The 16,672-nt window shown below is 73.6% G+C and carries 16 protein-coding genes and 1 tRNA gene; 10 read left to right on the forward strand and 7 right to left on the reverse strand.

Annotation, left to right across the window (positions count from 1 at the left end; all coding sequences use genetic code 11):
* Positions 1–6 precede the first annotated feature (6 nt).
* Genes ACFY61_RS20485 through ACFY61_RS20520 form a run of 8 tightly spaced genes read left to right on the forward strand, consistent with a single transcriptional unit; the run spans position 7 to position 8,394 of the window.
* Complete coding sequence (locus ACFY61_RS20485; RefSeq protein WP_389473817.1) at positions 7–1,473, forward strand: diaminobutyrate--2-oxoglutarate transaminase family protein; 1,467 nt, start codon at positions 7–9, stop codon at positions 1,471–1,473.
* Positions 1,473–2,792 (forward strand): SidA/IucD/PvdA family monooxygenase, encoded by a 1,320-nt coding sequence (locus ACFY61_RS20490; protein WP_389473818.1) that lies wholly within the window; start codon positions 1,473–1,475, stop codon positions 2,790–2,792. Before ACFY61_RS20485 ends, ACFY61_RS20490 begins: the two co-directional genes overlap by 1 nt.
* A gap of 14 nt (positions 2,793–2,806) precedes the next feature.
* A complete protein-coding gene (locus tag ACFY61_RS20495; protein ID WP_389473819.1) occupies positions 2,807–3,232 on the forward strand; it encodes a cupin domain-containing protein in 426 nt (141 codons plus the stop codon).
* Positions 3,229–4,437, forward strand: coding sequence for an NAD(P)/FAD-dependent oxidoreductase (locus ACFY61_RS20500; protein WP_389473821.1), 1,209 nt, complete (start codon positions 3,229–3,231; stop codon positions 4,435–4,437). Before ACFY61_RS20495 ends, ACFY61_RS20500 begins: the two co-directional genes overlap by 4 nt.
* Entirely contained in the window at positions 4,424–5,215 is a 792-nt protein-coding gene (epsC, locus tag ACFY61_RS20505; RefSeq protein ID WP_389473823.1) for a serine O-acetyltransferase EpsC, read from the forward strand. The genes ACFY61_RS20500 and epsC overlap by 14 nt, the downstream gene beginning before the upstream one ends.
* Positions 5,212–6,858, forward strand: coding sequence for a class I tRNA ligase family protein (locus ACFY61_RS20510; RefSeq protein WP_389473825.1), 1,647 nt, complete (start codon positions 5,212–5,214; stop codon positions 6,856–6,858). Before epsC ends, ACFY61_RS20510 begins: the two co-directional genes overlap by 4 nt.
* Complete coding sequence (locus ACFY61_RS20515; RefSeq protein WP_389473827.1) at positions 6,855–7,967, forward strand: hypothetical protein; 1,113 nt, start codon at positions 6,855–6,857, stop codon at positions 7,965–7,967. The genes ACFY61_RS20510 and ACFY61_RS20515 overlap by 4 nt, the downstream gene beginning before the upstream one ends.
* Positions 7,915–8,394 carry a rhodanese-like domain-containing protein gene (locus tag ACFY61_RS20520; RefSeq protein WP_389473829.1) on the forward strand — a complete coding sequence of 160 codons (480 nt, stop codon included), beginning with the start codon at positions 7,915–7,917 and terminating at the stop codon, positions 8,392–8,394. The genes ACFY61_RS20515 and ACFY61_RS20520 overlap by 53 nt, the downstream gene beginning before the upstream one ends.
* Before the next feature lie 16 nt (positions 8,395–8,410).
* On the opposite strand, the gene ACFY61_RS20525 is transcribed toward ACFY61_RS20520, so the two are convergent.
* Positions 8,411–9,391, reverse strand: a complete 981-nt coding sequence (locus tag ACFY61_RS20525; protein ID WP_389473831.1) for a DUF6879 family protein — start codon at positions 9,389–9,391, stop codon at positions 8,411–8,413.
* A gap of 339 nt (positions 9,392–9,730) precedes the next feature.
* Here ACFY61_RS20525 and ACFY61_RS20530 point away from each other — a divergent pair, with 339 nt between their 5' ends.
* Both ACFY61_RS20530 and ACFY61_RS20535 read left to right on the forward strand, forming a co-directional pair.
* Positions 9,731–9,901: a hypothetical protein gene (locus ACFY61_RS20530; RefSeq protein WP_389473833.1), complete on the forward strand. Its 171-nt coding sequence runs from the start codon at positions 9,731–9,733 to the stop codon at positions 9,899–9,901.
* Between the two features lie 465 nt (positions 9,902–10,366).
* The gene (locus ACFY61_RS20535; protein ID WP_389473834.1) at positions 10,367–10,963 is read left to right on the forward strand and encodes a hypothetical protein; all 597 of its coding nucleotides are present in this window, start codon (positions 10,367–10,369) and stop codon (positions 10,961–10,963) included.
* Between the two features lie 78 nt (positions 10,964–11,041).
* On the opposite strand, the gene ACFY61_RS20540 is transcribed toward ACFY61_RS20535, so the two are convergent.
* The 6 genes from ACFY61_RS20540 to ACFY61_RS20565 form a co-directional block, all read right to left on the reverse strand.
* Positions 11,042–11,128 (reverse strand) — tRNA-Ser (locus ACFY61_RS20540).
* A gap of 43 nt (positions 11,129–11,171) precedes the next feature.
* Positions 11,172–12,122: a trypsin-like serine peptidase gene (locus tag ACFY61_RS20545; protein ID WP_389473836.1), complete on the reverse strand. Its 951-nt coding sequence runs from the start codon at positions 12,120–12,122 to the stop codon at positions 11,172–11,174.
* A 186-nt stretch (positions 12,123–12,308) separates the two neighbouring features.
* On the reverse strand, positions 12,309–13,367 hold the full coding sequence (locus tag ACFY61_RS20550; protein WP_389473837.1) for a YeiH family protein: 1,059 nt from the start codon (positions 13,365–13,367) through the stop codon (positions 12,309–12,311).
* Positions 13,367–13,921, reverse strand: coding sequence for a cysteine dioxygenase (locus tag ACFY61_RS20555; protein WP_389473838.1), 555 nt, complete (start codon positions 13,919–13,921; stop codon positions 13,367–13,369). Before ACFY61_RS20555 ends, ACFY61_RS20550 begins: the two co-directional genes overlap by 1 nt.
* An 87-nt stretch (positions 13,922–14,008) precedes the next feature.
* Complete coding sequence (locus ACFY61_RS20560; protein WP_389473840.1) at positions 14,009–14,914, reverse strand: LysR family transcriptional regulator; 906 nt, start codon at positions 14,912–14,914, stop codon at positions 14,009–14,011.
* 118 nt (positions 14,915–15,032) lie between these two features.
* Entirely contained in the window at positions 15,033–16,535 is a 1,503-nt protein-coding gene (locus tag ACFY61_RS20565) for a S1C family serine protease (protein WP_389473842.1), read from the reverse strand.
* Positions 16,536–16,672 lie beyond the last annotated feature (137 nt).

Genomic DNA, 16,672 nt, shown 5'->3' on the forward strand with positions numbered 1-16,672 from the left:
CCACCCATGACTGCCACGATCGACACCCCGCTCGACGCGCCGGTGGAGCCGGTCTACCGGGCCCCCGCCGTCAGCGGGCCGCTGCCCGGTCCGCGCAGCGCGGAGCTGCTCGGCCGCCAGGCCGAACGGGAGTCCAACTCCCGCTCGTATCCGCGCAAACTCCCCATCGCGATCCGCCGCGGCAAGGGCTCCTACGTCGAGGACCTCGACGGAAACGTCTTCCTGGACTTCCTCAGCGGAGCCGGCGTGCTCTCGCTCGGCCACAACCACCCCGAGCCGCTCGCCGCCGCCCACCGCCAGCTCGACGAGTTCGTGCACGGCCTGGACTTCCCGACCCCGGTCAAGGACGAATTCACCGACCTGACGATCTCGATGCTGCCGGAGCCGATGCGGGCCCGCACCCGGATCCACTTCTGCGGCCCGACCGGGGCCAACGCCGTCGAGGCCGCACTCAAGCTGTGCAAGACGGCGACCGGCCGCGAGGAGGTCGTCACCTTCCAGGGCGGCTTCCACGGCGCCACCCTCGCCACGCTCAGCGTGACCGGCCTGGTCGAGCAGAAGGAGCCGGTCCGCGGCCGGATGCCCGGCGTCCACTTCTTCCCCTACTCCAACTGCCACAACTGCCCGCTCGGCCTCAAGCGCGACTCCTGCCAGGTCAACTGCGCCACGTTCCTGGAGAACGCGCTGACCGACGTCAACGGCGGCCTCACCCCGCCCGCCGCGGTGATCATGGAGCTGGTGCAGGGCGAGGGCGGAGTGATCCCGGCCGACGTGGAGTTCGTCCAGCGCGTCCGCGAGGTCACCCGCCGGCTGGGCATCCCGATGATCGTGGACGAGGTGCAGAGCGGCTGTGGCCGCACCGGCACCTGGTTCGCCTTCGAGCAGTACGGCATCGAGCCGGACGTGGTCTGCGCCTCCAAGGCGCTCAGCGGCATCGGCCTGCCCGCCTCGGTGATCCTCTACGACGAGAAGCTCGACGTGTGGAAGCCCGGCGCCCACACCGGCACCTTCCGCGGCACCCAGCCCGCGTTCGCAGCCGGCGTGGCCACCATGAAGGTGGTGCGGCGCGAGCGCGTGCTGGAGAACGTCCGGGCCCGCGCGGACCAGCTCATGGTCCACCTCCAGGGGCTGCGCGCGCTCAGCCCGTACGTCGCCGACGTACGCGGACTCGGCCTGATGACCGGCGTCGAACTCACCGACCCGGCGACCGGCCGGCCCGCCGACGTACTGGCCAAGCGGGTCCAGCGGGAGGCCGTGGAACGCGGCCTGATCATCGAGCTCGGCGGCCGCGACGACTGCGTGGTGCGCATGCTCCCGCCGCTCAACTGCACCGCCGAGGAGATCGACCACGCCGGCCGGATCCTCCGCGAGGCCCTCGTCGCGGCCCTGGCCGCGACCACCGCCGAGGACGCCGCCGCCCCGGCCCCGGACGTCACGCCCGACCCCGTCGCCTTCGCCGAGGTGGGATTCTGATGCCCTACGAGACCCCCCGAGACGTCCAGGACCTGGTGGTGGCGGGCTTCGGCCCGTCGGGCATCGCCCTCGCCGCCGCCGTCGAGGACCACGACGACGCCGCCGGCGGCGACCCGCTGGCCGCCCACTACCTGGAGAAGGCCCCCGACTCCGCCTGGCAGCCCAACCTGGTCCTGCCCGGCACCGACATCCAGCACCACTTCCTGCGCGACTTCGCCACCCCCCGCGACCCGCGCTCCCGCTTCACCTTCCCCAACTACCTCCAGCAGAGCGGCCGCTTCTACCCCTTCACCCTGATGGGCGGCTACGTCAGCCGGCTGGAGTGGTCGGACTACGTCCAGTGGGCCGCCCGCCAGGTCCGCGGACCGGTGTCCTACGACCGCGAGGTCACCTGCGTGGAGCCGGTCTTCGGCCCGGACGGCCGCGTCGACACCGTCGACGTGGTCAGCCGCGACACCCGCGACGGGTCGGTGCACCGGGTCCGCACCCGCAACCTCGCCCTGGCCACCGGCCACGAGGCCTACGTGCCCGACACCTTCCGCCCCCACCTGGGCGAGCGGGTCTTCCACGCCTCGCAGCTGCTGCCGCGCCTCGCGGCCCTCGGCGAGCGTCCCCTGGGCAGCGTGGCCGTCATCGGCGCCGGCCAGACCGCCGGCGAGATCGTCCTCCACCTGGCCGGCCGCGACCCCGCGACGCAGGTCCACTCGGTGGTCCGGCACGCCGGCTTCCGGATGTACGAACTCGGCCACTTCAGCAACGAGGTCTACTTCCCCGACGAGACCGACTACTTCTACGCCCTGGAGGGCGAGCAGCGCGAACGGGCCCTGGACCAGGCCCGCGCCACCAACTACGCCGCCGTCGACCCGGACGTGTCCACCGCCCTCTACCAGGCCGTGTACCAGGACGGGTTCACCGGCACCCGGCGCCTGCACATGCACCGCCGCACCGAGATCACCGGCCTCGACGAACTCCCCGACGGCCGGATCCGGCTGGCCACCGAAGAGGTGTTCACCGGCTCGGTCGGCAGCATCGAGGCCGACGCGGTGATCGTCTGCACCGGCTACCGCGAGTCCGCCTTCCCCAAGGTGCTCACCCCCCTCGCCCCCTGGCTGCGGCTCGACGACCGGGGCCGGCCCCAGGTCACCCGCGCCTACCGGGCCGAGACCACCGACGACTGCCAGGTGGGCGTCTACCTCGACGGACTCACCGAGTGGCGGCACGGCATCGGCAGCGCCACCTCCTTCAGCCAGATGGCCGCCAAGGCCGACACCATCCACCGCGACCTGCGCACCCGCCTGCGCCGTCCCGTCGCCGCCTGATTGGACCCACCCACATGCACGTTTTCACCGCCCACGAGGACGACATGGTCTTCGAGGAGGCCTACAACGTCAGCGGCCGACGCATCTTCCCCTGGCCGGAGGCCGTGGCCGAGCCCGGCTGGGGCGGCGCCTGGGTCGACGTCGCGCCCGGTCAGACCTCCACCCCGCACCAGCACGACGAGAACGAGATGTTCTTCATCGTCGAGGGCAGCGGAGTGATGCGCATCGGCGAGGAGACCCGCCGCGTCGGCGCCGGCGAGACCGTCTTCATCACCCCCGACCAGGACCACGACCTCACCAACGACGGCGACACCCGCCTCCGCTTCGTCACCATCTGGTGGGGCGGCGCCGAGGCCACCTCCCGCGAACGCGCCAGGTGGGCCGCCCGTTTCGGCATCGACGACTCGGCCCCGCTGGCCGGCGAGGCGGTGCACCGGTGAGTCCGATCGTCCACGCGCACGCCGACGCGGTCGTCGTCGGCGGCGGGGTGATCGGCGCGGCCATCGCCCACCAGCTCGCCCTCGCCGGCCTCGGCCGGATCGTCCTCTGCGACCAGGGCCGGGTCAACGCGCAGGGCGCCACCTCGCGTTCGGGCGGACTGCTGCGGCTGCACCACACCGCCGCGGCCGACACCCGGCTCGCCGCCCGCAGCCTCCCCGTGTTCGAGCAGTGGTCCGACGTCATCGGCGGCGACTGCGGCTACCGGCGCACCGGCTTCGTGATGATCGTCGGCGAGAACCACGCCGAGGACCTCAGGGAGAACGCCGCCCGCGCCTCCGAGGCGGCCGGCTACCGCCGGGTCGAGGTCATCGACCCGGCCGAGCTCAAGGAGCTCTACCCCGGCCTGCGCACCGAGGGCGTCGCCGTGGCCGCGTACGAGCCGGACGGCGGCTACGCCGACCCGATGGCCGCGTCCGCCGCCCTGCTCACCGCCGCCTACCGGCTCGGCGTCTCCCCGTCCGAGGGGATCCGCGCCGTCAAGGTGCTGGAACGCGGCGGCACGGTGACGGGCGTGCTGACCTCCATCGGCCGGATCGACGCGCCGCTGGTGGTGCTGGCCGGCGGGGCCTGGGGCTCCAAGCCCGCCGAGTACCTCGGCATCCACATCCCGGTCACGGCCCGCCGGATCGGCCTGGCCCAGGCCGAGCTGCCCGGCGCCGGCCGGCGCGGGTCCGGGGCCTCCGTCCCCACCTGCATCGACGACACCACCGGCAGCTACTTCCGGCCCGACGGCCTGGACCGCTTCTACTTCGGCGTGCCCAGCAAGCCCGACACCGAGCTCGGCCGGGACGTGGAACCGCTGACCGAGGCCGAGCTGGAGTCCGCGATCCGCGCGATCAGCGGCCGGGTTCCCGCGGCGGCCGCCGCCCCGCTCGCGGGCACCCGCTCCGGGCTCGACGGCTACACCCCGGACAAGCGGCCCGTGGTCGGCGCGGCCGGCCCGGACGGGCTGTACCTGGCGCTCGGCTTCAGCGGCGGCGGCTTCAAGCTGGCGCCGGCCGTGGCCGAACTCGCCGCGAAGGAGATCACCGAGGGCGGCGCCGTGCCCGGCAAGGCCGTGCAGGAGCTGCTGGAGCCGTACCGGCCGCAGCGGTTCCTCGCGGGCCGCCCGATCCGCCCGGAGGCGCCTTATGACCACATGTGACAGCACGGCAGCGGGCACCGGCCCGGAGCCGGGGAACGTGGCGTCCGGGGCGACCGCGGGGACCGCCGCGGTCGGCGCGGCCGGCGCGCTCGCCGGTACCGCCGGTACCGCCGGTGCCGCCGGTGCCGCCGGGCCGGCCCGGCCGGGTACGTCCGCGGCCGGCGAGGAGCCGGCTCCGCGCCTGTGGGCGCTGCTGCGCGAGGACGTCGAGACCGTCCTCGCCAAGGATCCGGCCGCCGCATCCCGCGCCGAGGTGCTGCTCTACCCGCACATCCACGCCCTGTGGACGTACCGGGCGGCGCACTGGCTGTGGCTGCGCGGCCGCCGCACCACCGCCCGGGCGCTGTCGCTGCTGGCCCGCGCCGTGTCCGGCATCGAGATCCACCCCGGCGCCCGGATCGGCCGCCGCTTCTTCATCGACCACGGCACGGCGGTGGTCATCGGCGAGACCGTCCGCATCGGCGACGACGTGATGCTCTACCACCAGGTCACCCTCGGCTCGGTGGGCTGGTGGAAGGACCTGCGCCGGCCCAGCGGCTCCCGCCGCCACCCGGTCGTCGGCGACCGCGTGGTGATCGGCACCGGGGCCAGCGTCCTGGGTCCCGTCACCATCGGCGAGGACTCCCGGATCGGCGCCCACTCGGTCGTCCTCGACGACCTGCCGCCCAGCACCCGGGTGGTCGCCGCCGCCTCCGCCGCCCTCCCCCCGCTGGCCGTCGCCGCTTCGTCCCCGGCGCCCGCACCCCTGATCTTCAGCGAAGGAACCCACACGTCATGACCGCCTACGTCGTCACCAGTGCCCCGCCGAACCCGAACGGCGACCTGCACCTGGGCCACCTGTCCGGCCCGTTCCTCGGCGCCGACGTGCTCAGCCGTCACCTGCGCCAGCGCGGCCACGAGGTCCGCTACGTCGGCTACTCCGACGAGCACTCCTGCTACGTCCCGCGGCGGGCGGCCGAGATCGGCTCCACCGCCCACCCGACCGCCCGGCTCTTCGGCGACCGCATGGAGGAGACCCTCTCCCTGGGCGCCATGCACCACGACTGGTTCACCCGCCCGCTGACCGACGACGCCCACACCTCCTTCGTCCAGCGCTTCTTCCTCGAGCTGTGGGAGTCCGGCGCGCTGGAGGTGCGCGAGCTGCCCGTCTTCCACTGCGCGCCCTGCGACCGCTACCTGTACGAGGCCGAGGTGCGCGGCGAGTGCCAGTTCTGCGGGGACCCCTCCGACGGCGTCTACTGCGAGGCGTGCGGCCTGCCCCAGGACCCGGCGGGCCTGGCCGCGCCCAAGTGCACCGCCTGCTGGACCGCCCCGGAGACCCGCACCCTGCGGCGCATCGTCTTCCCGCTGGAGCGGTACCGGGAGCGGCTCGGCGCGTACTACGCGCAGGCGCAGGCCGAGGCCGAGTGGCGGCCGCGGCTGATCTCGTACCTGGAGGGGTTGTTCGAGCGCGAACTCCCCGACACCCCGATCAGCCGCGAGGCGGACTACGGCATTCCGGTCCCGCTGCCCGGCTGGGAGGGCCACATCCTCGACACCTGGTTCAGCGGCATCTGGGGCTACGTGGCCGGCACCGCGCGGCTGGCCGAAGCGAACGGAGACGCGGACGAATGGCAGCGACTGTGGACCGACCCCGACACCCGGGTCGTCAACTTCATCGGGTTCGACTGCTCCTTCTCGCACGCCGTGCTCTGGCCCGCGCTGTTGCTGGCACAGGGTGAACTGACCCTGCCCTCCCAGGTGGTCATCAACGAGTTCTACCGGCTGGAGGGCGACAAGTTCTCCACCAGCCGCGGCCACGCCATCTGGGGCGGGGAGTTCCTGCGCCGGGTCAACGCCGACGCGCTGCGATTCCACCTCTGCCTCACCGGCCCGGAGCGGGAGCAGAACAACTTCTCCATGAAGGAGTTCGCCGACACCGTCTCGACGGTGCTGGCCGGCGGCATCGACCGGTGGACGGACACGGTCCTCGACCTGTTCGCGCAGGACTTCGGCTCCGTGGTGCCCGCCGCCGCCCCGGCCGGCCCGCTGGCCGCCGAGCGGGACGCGCTCCCGGCGGAGGTCGCCGCCGCCCTCGGCGCCGAGGCCTTCTCCCCGCAGCGGGCCGCCGCCGCCATCGCCACCGCCGTGGACCGGGCCGCCGCCGACCTGCACGCGCTGAGCGTCCTGCGCGGCGCCGGCGCGGAGCACCGCGAGGAGTACGCGGGCCGGCTGGTGGCCCAGCTGGAGCTGCTGGCCGCGACCGCGGTGGCCGCGGCCGCCGTGACCCCCGGCTGGTCGGCGTTCCTCGCGGAGCGGCTGGGCCTGCCGGTGGAGCTCCGGACCCGGATGCCCGGATGGGTCGACGCCGGGGTCCGGCTGCTGCCCGAGGGCACCGCGCTGCCGGCCGGCCTGCCGGTCTTCTTCCACGAACTGTCGTGATCGCCCGGGCCGCGCGCACGCTCGCCGCGGTGCTGGGGCTGGGGACGCTGCTGCTGCCCGCCGCCCTGGCCCCGGCCGTGCACCCGTGGACGGCGGCCGCCCTCGCCGGAGCGCTGGCGCTGTGGTGCCTGCTGGTGGCCGCGGCCGGCGGTACGGAGTCCGGCGGTACGGAGTACGGCGGTCCGCCGGAGTTCGTCCGCGCCCGGTTCGGGCCGGGCGCCGCCCGGGGGGTGCGGGGCCTGTACTTCGCGGGGTTCGCCACCGGCCAGGCCGCCGTCGCGCTGGCCGCCGGGCAGTTCCTGGCGGCCGCCCTCGCCGCCGCGGGACTGCCGGGGCTGCCGGGGCTGCTCGGCGGGGACAGCGGCTGGGACGCGGTGCCGGCCGTCGGGAGCCCCGGTGCGGCCGTCGGGAGCCCCGTCGCGGCCGGCTGGACCGTGGCGGCCGGTGCGGCCGTACTGGTCCTGGCCGCGGCCCGCGCCACCGTACGCCCGGCCCCGGCGGCGGGTGTGCCGTCCGCCGCGCGCCGGCTCCGGCCGGCCGCCGCGCTGGGGCTGGCCGGGGCGTGGTGGCTGCTGGGCGGCGCGCCCCTGGCGGCCCCCGCCGACTGGGCCCAGCCACTGCTCGCCGTCCCGCTGCTGTTCGGCTGGGTCGGCCTGGAGTCGGCGGTACCGGGCCGGCGTACCGCCCTCGGCGGCACCCTGCTCGGACTTGGCCTCGCGGCCGCGCTGTACGGGCTGCTGCTCCGGCCCGCCGGGAACCCGGCGGCCGCGCCGGCCGCCGCCGTGGCCGTGCTGGGCCTGGCCTCGGCCGCGCTCTGCTCGGTGTACTGCGTGTCCAACCTGCGAGCGGCCGGCGGGTACTGGGCCGCCTGCACCGGGCTGCCCGGCGGTACCGGCGTCCCGGCCGCCGCCGTCCTCGCCCTGGGCGCACTCGTCGCGCTCCCGTCCCACCACGGCGTGGCCGCCCTGCTGCTCGGGCCCGGCACCGCCACCGCCGCCATCTTCCTGTTCACCGTTTCCGCGGCCCTGCGCCGCCCCCGTACCGAGGAGTCCCGCCATGACCATCGCCCCGACCGCCCCCTCGAAGGTGCTGCGCGTCCCGCCGGCTGACCCGGCCACCGCCGCCGCCCACTTCCACCGCCGGTTCACCTTCGAGGCCGACGTGTCCGACGTGCACGCCGACCTGCAGGCGGGCGACCCCGGCTTCGTGCTGGTGGACACGCGCAGCACCGAGGCCTGGGACCAGGGGCACGTCCCCGGCGCCCTGCACCTGCCGACCGACGAGATCCCGGCCCGCGCCGCGGAGCTGGTGCCGGCCGGCAGCATCGTCGTCACCTACTGCTGGGGCCCCGGCTGCAACGGCGCGACCCGCGCCGCGCACGCCTTCGCCACCGCCGGCTACCAGGTCAAGGAGATGCTGGGCGGCTTCGAGTACTGGTCGCGCGAGGGCTTCCCGGTCGAGGACACGAACGGCCTGCGGCAGTCCGCCCCGGACCCGCTGACCGCCCCCGTCTCGGGCATCGCCTGCGCCTGCTGACGGCCCGGCCCGGCCGCTAGATCAGGCCGTGCTCGACGGCGCGCTGGCCGAGCTGGAACCGGCTCTGCGCGTCGAGCTTCTCCATGAGCTCGGAGATCAGCCGCCGTTCGCTGCGCAGGGAGATCCCCAGCCGGCGGGCGGCGGCCTCGTCGGTGTAGCCCTGCGCCAGCAGGCGCAGCAGTTCGCGCGGCTGGGAACCGGGGTCGTCGAGGCTGCGCCGGGCCGGCTCCCCGAACGGGGTGGCCGTCTCCCACACCGCCTCGAACAGGGCGCAGAACGCGGCGACCGCCCCCGGCTCCCGCAGCAGTACGGCGCCCCGCGCGCTGTCGGCCGGGTCGATCGGCAGCAGCGCGGACTCCCGGTCGGCGATGACCAGCCGCATCGGCAGCGCGGGCGCCGTGCGGACCTGGCCGCCGCGCTCGGTCAGCCAGCGGGCGTGCTCCAGGGTGGCGGCGTCGTTGCGGATGGAGTCCTGGTAGATCGTCCTGATCCGCACGCCCCGCGCGATCAGGTCCTCGGTCAGAGGCTCGCTCGCCTTGAACTGGGCGGCGGGTACCGGCCCGCCCGGCTGGAAACTGACCGACTCCCTGCGTATCCCCGCGTTCAGTACGGCCAGTTTGGCGCGGACCGCCTCCACCCCCTCGAACCGCTCGGCCTGCGCCGGCTGGGCGGGGTGGAGTTCGGCGAAGTGCTGCAACAGCGCGCTGGCGGCGGCCTGGCTCTCGGCGAGGGCGCGGTGCCGCTGGGCTATCTCGGCCTGCTGGTGGGCGAGCAGCGAGTCCAGCGCCGCCTGGGGGTTCACCACCCGCAACAGGCCGTCGGTGCGCCAGGTGGCCGCGAGGAGGGAGAGGCGGGTCAGCTCCTCCAGGTCCTGCACCACCTCGGCCTCGGGACGGGCGAGTTCGGCCACGACCTCCGAGACGGCGGTGTTCGGCCGTTTGAGCACGAGGCGGTACACCGCGTCCGAGCCCTCGGTCAGCCCAAGAGAAACCAGCAACAGGAGCCCCCCAGCTCACAGTCGGAGCGGCATCCGGAACGAGCACCCGCAACGCTGGCGGCGGCGGCGGAGCAACCGGGTTACCGGGCTTCGCAACGCCTCTCCGAGAACGGTCATGCAGGCCGAATTGTGCAGCTCACAGGCCCCTCAGCACAACCCGGGGTCCACAGCACGGACGTTTCCGTCCACCCAGCGGGCCGCTGGCACGCATATGTCAGGTCGCTTTGTGCCAGCGAAAACCGGGGACAGGACCGGTTTTGGCTGGGCACGATGGCATCAGCCGGAGCACAGAGCGACGGCCAGCCAACTCCCCGCACTCACGGACAGGGTTTCGCCACCATGCCCCGCAAGTTCGCCGCTCTCCTCGCCACCACCGCCGCCCTCCTCGCCGTCGTTCTCGGCACCGCCGCGGAAACCCCTGCCGAGCACTCCGTGAACGTGACCGCGGCCGCCACCGAGGAGCCCGGCTGGTCCCGCGCCGCGGCCCTGCTGGAGCCGGGCTGGTCCTGATCAACCTGCACGACATGAGGAAGGGGCGTCCCGTTCGGGACGCCCCTTCCTCATGTGATTTCTCCAGAGATCCGGACACCGTCAAGAAAAGTTCCAGCCATCCTATGAAAATCCCTTTACAGGCGACCGGAAGACGGAAGACGATCTTGTTCGGCTCTCCCGAGAGACTTCGCCAGGAGCATCCTCCGCACCCGCGCGCCCGCCGCGCCGGGCGTCACGATCCCCGCCTGGCGAAGCCGGGTCCGACCCACCCCGGCCGCCGTCGTCTCCGTCGGCGGCGGGACCCGGAGCTCACACGGCGGGCCTCGCCCACACCTGCCACACCTCCTACGCCAAGTACCGAGCAGAACGCCAGGGCGCCCCGGATTCCCGCTCGGGAACACGGACGCTCCCCTTCTCCCTTTCAGCGGTGGTCCGCAGGATGAGGAAACGTAAGTGAATTCTCCGGGTGGCCGCGTCGCGTCCGTGCTGGTGACCCTCGGGGCAGGCGTGATGCTCGGCGCGCTGGGCGCACTCGCGGGCAAATGCGACGGCCCGTTCTTTCACGCCGTGAGCATCGTGTTCTCCGCGGGCTGGTCCTGGGCCTGTTTCGGCCTCCTGGTCGGCTTTCTGCGCCCCCCGAAATCCGAGGCGGCTTGGCTGGCCCCTTCGGCATTGGCCCTCGGAGTGGTCGTCTACTACCTGCTCAAGGCCCTGAGCCCGGTCACTCCGATAGGCGTGGACGGATCATTCGCACCGAGCGGCGGCGGCGACTGGTCGAAGGTCGTCGTCTGGGGCGTACTCGCCTTCGTTTTCGGCGCCCCGCTGGGAATCATCGGGAACCTGGCGCGAATTCCCGGTATCGCGGGTTTTCCGTTCCGTCTGCTCGGTCCGCTGATCGCCTTCTTCGAGACCTCCTGGCGGCTGGACGTGGAAGCGGCCACCGCCGGGCCCGGTGTCGCCCCCGTCTGGAGCGGCGTCCGCGCGCTCGCCGTCCTCGCCGCCGTGGCCGTCCTGGCGCACGTGGTGTGGGAGTGGCGTACCCGGCGGAGCCGCCGGCGGGTCGTGGCCGGATCCGACTGATCCGACTGATCCGACACGGAGGGCGGGCCCCGGAGTTCGGGGCCCGCCCTGCGTACGGTCGGCTTCGCGACCTCGGTGCGGTGGGTGTGGGATTTGAACCCACGGTGACGTCGCCGCCACGACGGTTTTCAAGACCGTTCCCTTAGGCCGCTCGGGCAACCCACCTGGCCGGTACAGAGTACCGGGCCGGGCGGGTGCCGGGGGCGGGTCAGGAGGTCTGGGCCTTGTCGTAGGCCGCCTTGGCCTCGTTGCCGAGGTACGGGCCGTACATCCGGTTCGGCAGGAAGGTGTAGCCGAAGCTGTTGACCGAGACCTGGGTGCCGAGACCGGTGGCCTCGTTGAAGTCCTGGAACCACGGACCGCCGCTGGAACCGCCCGTCATGTTGCAGGCCAGGCTGTGGTCCTTGGTCAGCAGGAAGTCCTTGCCGCTGTTGCCGCTGCAGTAGACCAGCTTGCTGCCGTCGTACGGTGAGGCCGCCGGGAAGCCGAAGGAGTACATCCGCTTGTTGTAGCCGCCGTTGAAGAGGACGCCCTGGGCGCCGACCGCCTGGCTGAGCTTCTGGCCGTTCAGTGGAGCCACTACCGCGTAGCCGACGTCGTGGTTCATGTCCTCGCTGGCCGCCCACTGGTCGGTGGCGAGGGTCTTGGTGGCCGCCCACTGGCCGTAGGGCGCGTTGCCGTTGTCGTACGCGGGCACGAAGACCCAGTTGGTGTGCCAGGCGCCCTGGTACTTCACGCAGTGGCCGGCCGTGATCACCGTGCTGCCGTTGGCGCTGGTGATCGAGTCGCCGGAGCAGGAGGCGGTCCGGCCGCCCATGGTGAAGAAGACCCGGCCCGAGGTGCGCACGACCGCGCCCCCGCCCGTCCAGGCGCCGCCGGCCTGCGGGAACGCCGTGGGAGAGGCGGCCGCGGTCGGGGCGATGCGGGTGGGTGTGGCGGAGGTGCTGACCTCCAGGCGCTTGGCGCCCGGGGTGGCCGTGACGTCCAGCGGCGTGGCGGAGCGCATCCGCTCGGCGGTCCAGAACCCCTGGGTGTGCCGTTGCTCGAAGGACGCCGGGGTGGTGGCGGCGGCCGAGGGGGTGGCGGCCGTGAGGGCGCCCGCGATCAGGGCGCCCGCGGCGAGCAGGGCGGAGGTGGCGGGCGTGGAAAGGCGATTCACGCAGACTCCTTCTGCCGTGCGCCGGGCCGGTCGGGCCCGGGCAGGGTGGGGGATGAAGAGCTGTCGGTGCGGATCGGCTTGCTGGGGCAGAGTGGCACGAGAGGCGTTGCTTGTCAGGTACTCGTCATTGAATGGCGGGTTCCGGACCGGGAATGGCCGACGGGACGCGCACCCCCGCCCGGCCCCTCATACGGTCAGCAGCACGCCCGCGTACGACACCCCGGCCACCACCACCCAGGCGCTCAGGCCCAGCGCGGCCGCCCGGCCGCCCGTGCGGGCCAGGGTCGGCAGGTGCACCGCGCTCCCCAGGCCGAACAGGGCCGCCGCGAGCAGGCCCTCCTGTGCGGTGCGCGCCCATTCCAGGGCGAGGTCCGGGACCAGCCCCGTCGCCCGCACCCCGGCAGCGAGCAGGAAGCCCGCCACGAAGAGCGGGACGGGTGCCGGCCGCCGTCCGGAGGCGGTGCGTACCCCGCGCCGACGGGCCCGCAGCGCGAAGGCCACGGCGGCCACCAGCGGGGCCAGCAGCGCCACCCGCATCAGCTTGACCAGGACCGCCTCGCCCAGCGCCACCGGGCCGGCGGTCTGCGCGGCGGCCACCACCTGGCCCACGTCGTGGACGCTCGCGCCCACCCAGCGCCCGAAGCCGAGCTCGCCGAGGCCCAGTGGGCCCTGGAGCAGCGGAAGGACGGCCATGGCCAGGGTGCCGCACAGGGTCACCAGCGCCACCGACGAGGCCACGTCCTCCTCGTCACTGCCGGACACCTCACTGACGGCCCCGATGGCTGAGGCGCCGCAGATCGAGTAGCCGGTCGCGATCAGCAGCGGCTGGTCACCGCGCAGCCCGAGCCGGCGTCCGAGCCACAGCGTGCCGAGGAAGGTGGCGGCCACCACCGCGAAGACCATGGCCACCGTTCCCCAGCCCAGGCGCACCACCTCGTCCAGGCCGAGCCCGAGGCCCAGCAGGACGATGCCGATGCGCATCAGCCGACGTCCGGCGAGTGACAGCCCGGGGCGGGCCGGGCCGCGCACCACGGAGCGCAGGCGGGGCAGATGGGCCGCGGTGATGCCGAGGACGACCGCGGCGGTGAGCATCGGCACGGCGGGGAACAGCCGGTGGACGCCCCACGCGGCCAGCGCGCCCGTCGCCGCCAACCCCAACCCCGGCCATGTGGAGGGCTTTTGAGCCCGCGTTTCACGTGAAACACCGCGGTCGTCCCTGATCCGCGGGCGGTTGAGGAGCGCCATCAGTCGGTGGGCAGCGTGTAGACGCGGCGGATGCTGGTGCCCAGCCGGGATATGTCCGCGCCGTAGACGTGGATCGATATCGCCTTGTCCGTACAGGAGTTTCGGACCCGGTGGATGTCTCCCGGCGGCGCGAACCCGCACACCTCGCCCGGTCCGTTGACCACGTCCTCGGTGGGGACCAGCCGGGCGGCACCGCCGGTGCCGGGAGCCAGCCGGTAGCGGCGCTCGCTCTCCTCGCCCTGGTGCACCCCGGCCACGCACCAGGAGACGTGGTCGTGGATGCAGGTCTCCTGCCCGGGCAGCCACACCAGGGCGACGACGGAGAAGCCGCCGTCGGGCTCGGCGTGCAGGACGTGCTGGCGGTAGTGCTCAGGGTCGCCTTCCTGCTGTTCCGGAGTGAGCAGGTCCTCCGCCCCCAGGTGCGGGGCGAGCAGTTCACCGACCAGGTACGCGGTGATGTCCGGGGCCAGACCCCGGTCGACGGCCTTGCGGATGTCACGGACGAGGGCGGCCATCCTCGAGGTGGTGGTGCGGGCCGGCGTCGTGGTGGTCATAGGGGCAGCGTCGGCGCGCCGATCCATCACGTCCAACGACAGTTCTCACCCAAAATCGCAAGCTCCGCTTATGGGTGGGGAAGTGGATCAGCAGCCGACCCGGTTGCCGGCCGCACGCTTGAGCGCGTCCAGCACCACGGCCGTGGCCGGCACCCGCAGATGGTCCCGGTAGACGTACGCGGAGATGTGGCGGCGGGCGGCCGGCAACAGGGCCCGGCCGCAGACCCGGTTCAGTGCCAGCGAGGGCAGGACCAGGGCCGGCATCATCGCCACCCCGAGGCCCTGGGCGACCAGGCTCTGCACCACGAGGTTGTCGTCCGTCGCGAACCGGATGTCGGGGACGAAGCCCAGCTCCGCGCACTCGTGCAGCAGGTTCGCACGGCACCGCGGGCATCCGGCTATCCACTGCTCCTCGGCGAGGTCGGCCAGGTTCACCGCCCGGCGCCGCGCCAGCGGGTGGCCGTTGGGCAGCAGCACCGTCAGCTGGTCCTCCAGCAGCCTGACCTCGGCGACCTCTTCGGGGATCTCCTCGTGCAGCCCGGGATAGGTGAACGCGAGGGTGATGTCGCACTCCCCGCGCTGGAGCCGGTGCAGGGAGTCCGGTGGCTCGCCCTCCAGCAGTTCGACCTGCACCCCCGGGTGGTCCTTGGCGAGGCCGCTGAGTGCTTCCGGGACCAGGGAGACGTTGGCGCTGGGGAAGCCGCAGAGGCGGACCCGGCCGGTGCGGAGCCTGGCGTACGCCTTCATCTGCTGCTGGGCGGCGCTGAGGGTGCCGAGGATGCTCTCGGCGTGCCGGGCCAGGGACTCGCCCGCCTCGGTAAGCTGCATCCGCCGGCCGACGCGGGTGAACAACGGTGTGCCCACGGCGCGTTCGAGCGCCTTCATCTGCTGCGTGATCGCCGGCTGGGTGTAGCCGAGGACGCGGGCGGCCGCCGAGTAGGACCCGGTGAGGACCACCTCGTGAAACGTCCGTATGTGTCGTGAATCGAACACCCCTGAAGCATAAGCGGACGTTGGGAGGGACCGTAGGTGCATTCGCGCCTGCGGTCCCTCGCCATCGAGCCATGGCCCATGGCCTCGCGCCACCGGGCCACCTGGGCCCGGCAGGGGGCTACTTGTCCCCGACCCGCGAGCCGAGCGTGATGTCGACGGTGTGCGGGGCTCCGTCGCGCAGGTAGGTCAGCTTCAGGGTCTCGCCCGGCTTGTGCGTCCAGATCTCGCTGATCAGGGTGGGGCCGCTGTCGATCGGCTTGCCGCCGAGCTGGGTGATGACGTCGCCGGGCTGCAGACCCGCCTTGCCGGCCGGCCCGTTCGGGTCGACCAGCTCGCTCGGCGTGCCGCCCTTGTTGGAGATGACGGCACCGTCGGTGCGCGCCTGGAGGTCCACGGAGACGCCGATCACCGGGTAGACCGGCTTGCCGGTCTTGATCAGCTGGTCGGCGACGGTCTTGGCCTGGTTGACCGGGATGGCGAAGCCGAGGCCGATGGAGCCGGCCTGGCCACCGCCGAAGCCTCCGTTGCCCGCCGACTGGATCGCCGAGTTGATGCCGATGACGGCGCCGCGGCCGTCGAGCAGGGGGCCGCCGGAGTTGCCGGGGTTGATGGAGGCGTCCGTCTGGAGGGCGCTCATGTACGAGTTCTTGTTGCTGGAGCCGTCGCCGGAGGCGACCGGTCGGTTCTTGGCGCTGACGATGCCGGTGGTGACCGTGTTCGACAGGCCGAACGGGGCTCCGATCGCGATCGTCGGGTCGCCGACGGCGACCTTGTCGGAGTCGCCGAGCGGCAGCGGGGCCAGGCCGGCCGGCGGGTTCTTCAGCTTGAGCACGGCCACGTCGTAGCCCTGGGCCCGGCCGATCACCTCGGCCTCGTACTTCTTGCCGTTGGAGAAGGTCGCGGAAAGCTTTCCGCCCTCGGCCGCGGAGGCCACCACGTGGTTGTTGGTGAGGATGTGGCCCTGCTGGTCGTAGACGAAGCCGGTGCCGGTGCCGCCCTCGCCGTCGCCCGCCTGGGCCTGGATGGTCACCACGCTGGGCAGGGCCCGGGCGGCCAGCCCTGCGACGGAGCCCGGCTCGCGCTTGAGGTCCTTGGGGGTGTTCCCTGCGGTGACGGTCGTGCTGCCGATGCCGGTGTCACCGCGCTCCGCGGCCCAGTAACCGATGCCTCCGCCGAGGCCGCCGGCGAGCAGCGCGGCCACGAGCACGCCGGCGATCAGGCCGCCGCGCCCCCTGGGCTTGGCGGGCGGCATGCCGTTGGTGGTCAGCGGGGCGCCCCAGCCGCCGTGCGGGTGTCCGCCGGTCGCTCCGTACGCCGGGACGACCGGCGGGGGCGGGGGCCAGCCGGCCCCGGCACCGTGCGCCGCGGGCGGCTGGTACCCGCCGGGCGGGGGAGTGGGCGCGGCGGGCGGCTGCGCCGGGGTGGGCGGCAGCTGCTGCGTCGGCGGCTCGGCCGGGGAGTGCGCCTGGGCAGGGGCGGCCGGCGCGGGCGCGGGGGCCGGCGCAGGGGTGGCGGGCGGCGCGGCCTCGGCCGTGGGAGCGGTCGCGTCCACCGGCACGGGAGGTGCGGACGGGGCCGCGGGGGTCGCAGGGGCCGCGTTGCCCTCGTTCTCGGTGCTCACAGCGCTCTCTCCTCGTCACATACGGCTTCTGGGACGCCGGCGGCCAACGCCGGGTCGGTCCGACTGAACGATCGACCGGCCGCACAAGTTCCTGGGCAAAGCCTTTCCCATGGACTGTCAGAGCACTGTAAGCCGGA

Origin of the sequence: Streptomyces sp. NPDC012888, assembly GCF_042900645.1 — a bacterium.
Taxonomy (GTDB): Bacteria; Actinomycetota; Actinomycetes; order Streptomycetales; family Streptomycetaceae; genus Streptomyces.

Bases quoted from the DNA above. Each gene is read 5' to 3' on its own strand.
- ACFY61_RS20555 (WP_389473838.1), bottom strand. From the start codon at position 13,921: ATGACCACCACGACGCCGGCCCGCACCACCACCTCGAGGATGGCCGCC.
- epsC (WP_389473823.1), top strand. From the start codon at position 4,424: ATGACCACATGTGACAGCACGGCAGCGGGCACCGGCCCGGAGCCGGGG.
- ACFY61_RS20485 (WP_389473817.1), top strand. From the start codon at position 7: ATGACTGCCACGATCGACACCCCGCTCGACGCGCCGGTGGAGCCGGTC.
- ACFY61_RS20550 (WP_389473837.1), bottom strand. From the start codon at position 13,367: ATGGCGCTCCTCAACCGCCCGCGGATCAGGGACGACCGCGGTGTTTCA.
- ACFY61_RS20520 (WP_389473829.1), top strand. From the start codon at position 7,915: ATGACCATCGCCCCGACCGCCCCCTCGAAGGTGCTGCGCGTCCCGCCG.
- ACFY61_RS20495 (WP_389473819.1), top strand. From the start codon at position 2,807: ATGCACGTTTTCACCGCCCACGAGGACGACATGGTCTTCGAGGAGGCC.
- ACFY61_RS20530 (WP_389473833.1), top strand. From the start codon at position 9,731: ATGCCCCGCAAGTTCGCCGCTCTCCTCGCCACCACCGCCGCCCTCCTC.
- ACFY61_RS20510 (WP_389473825.1), top strand. From the start codon at position 5,212: ATGACCGCCTACGTCGTCACCAGTGCCCCGCCGAACCCGAACGGCGAC.
- ACFY61_RS20490 (WP_389473818.1), top strand. From the start codon at position 1,473: ATGCCCTACGAGACCCCCCGAGACGTCCAGGACCTGGTGGTGGCGGGC.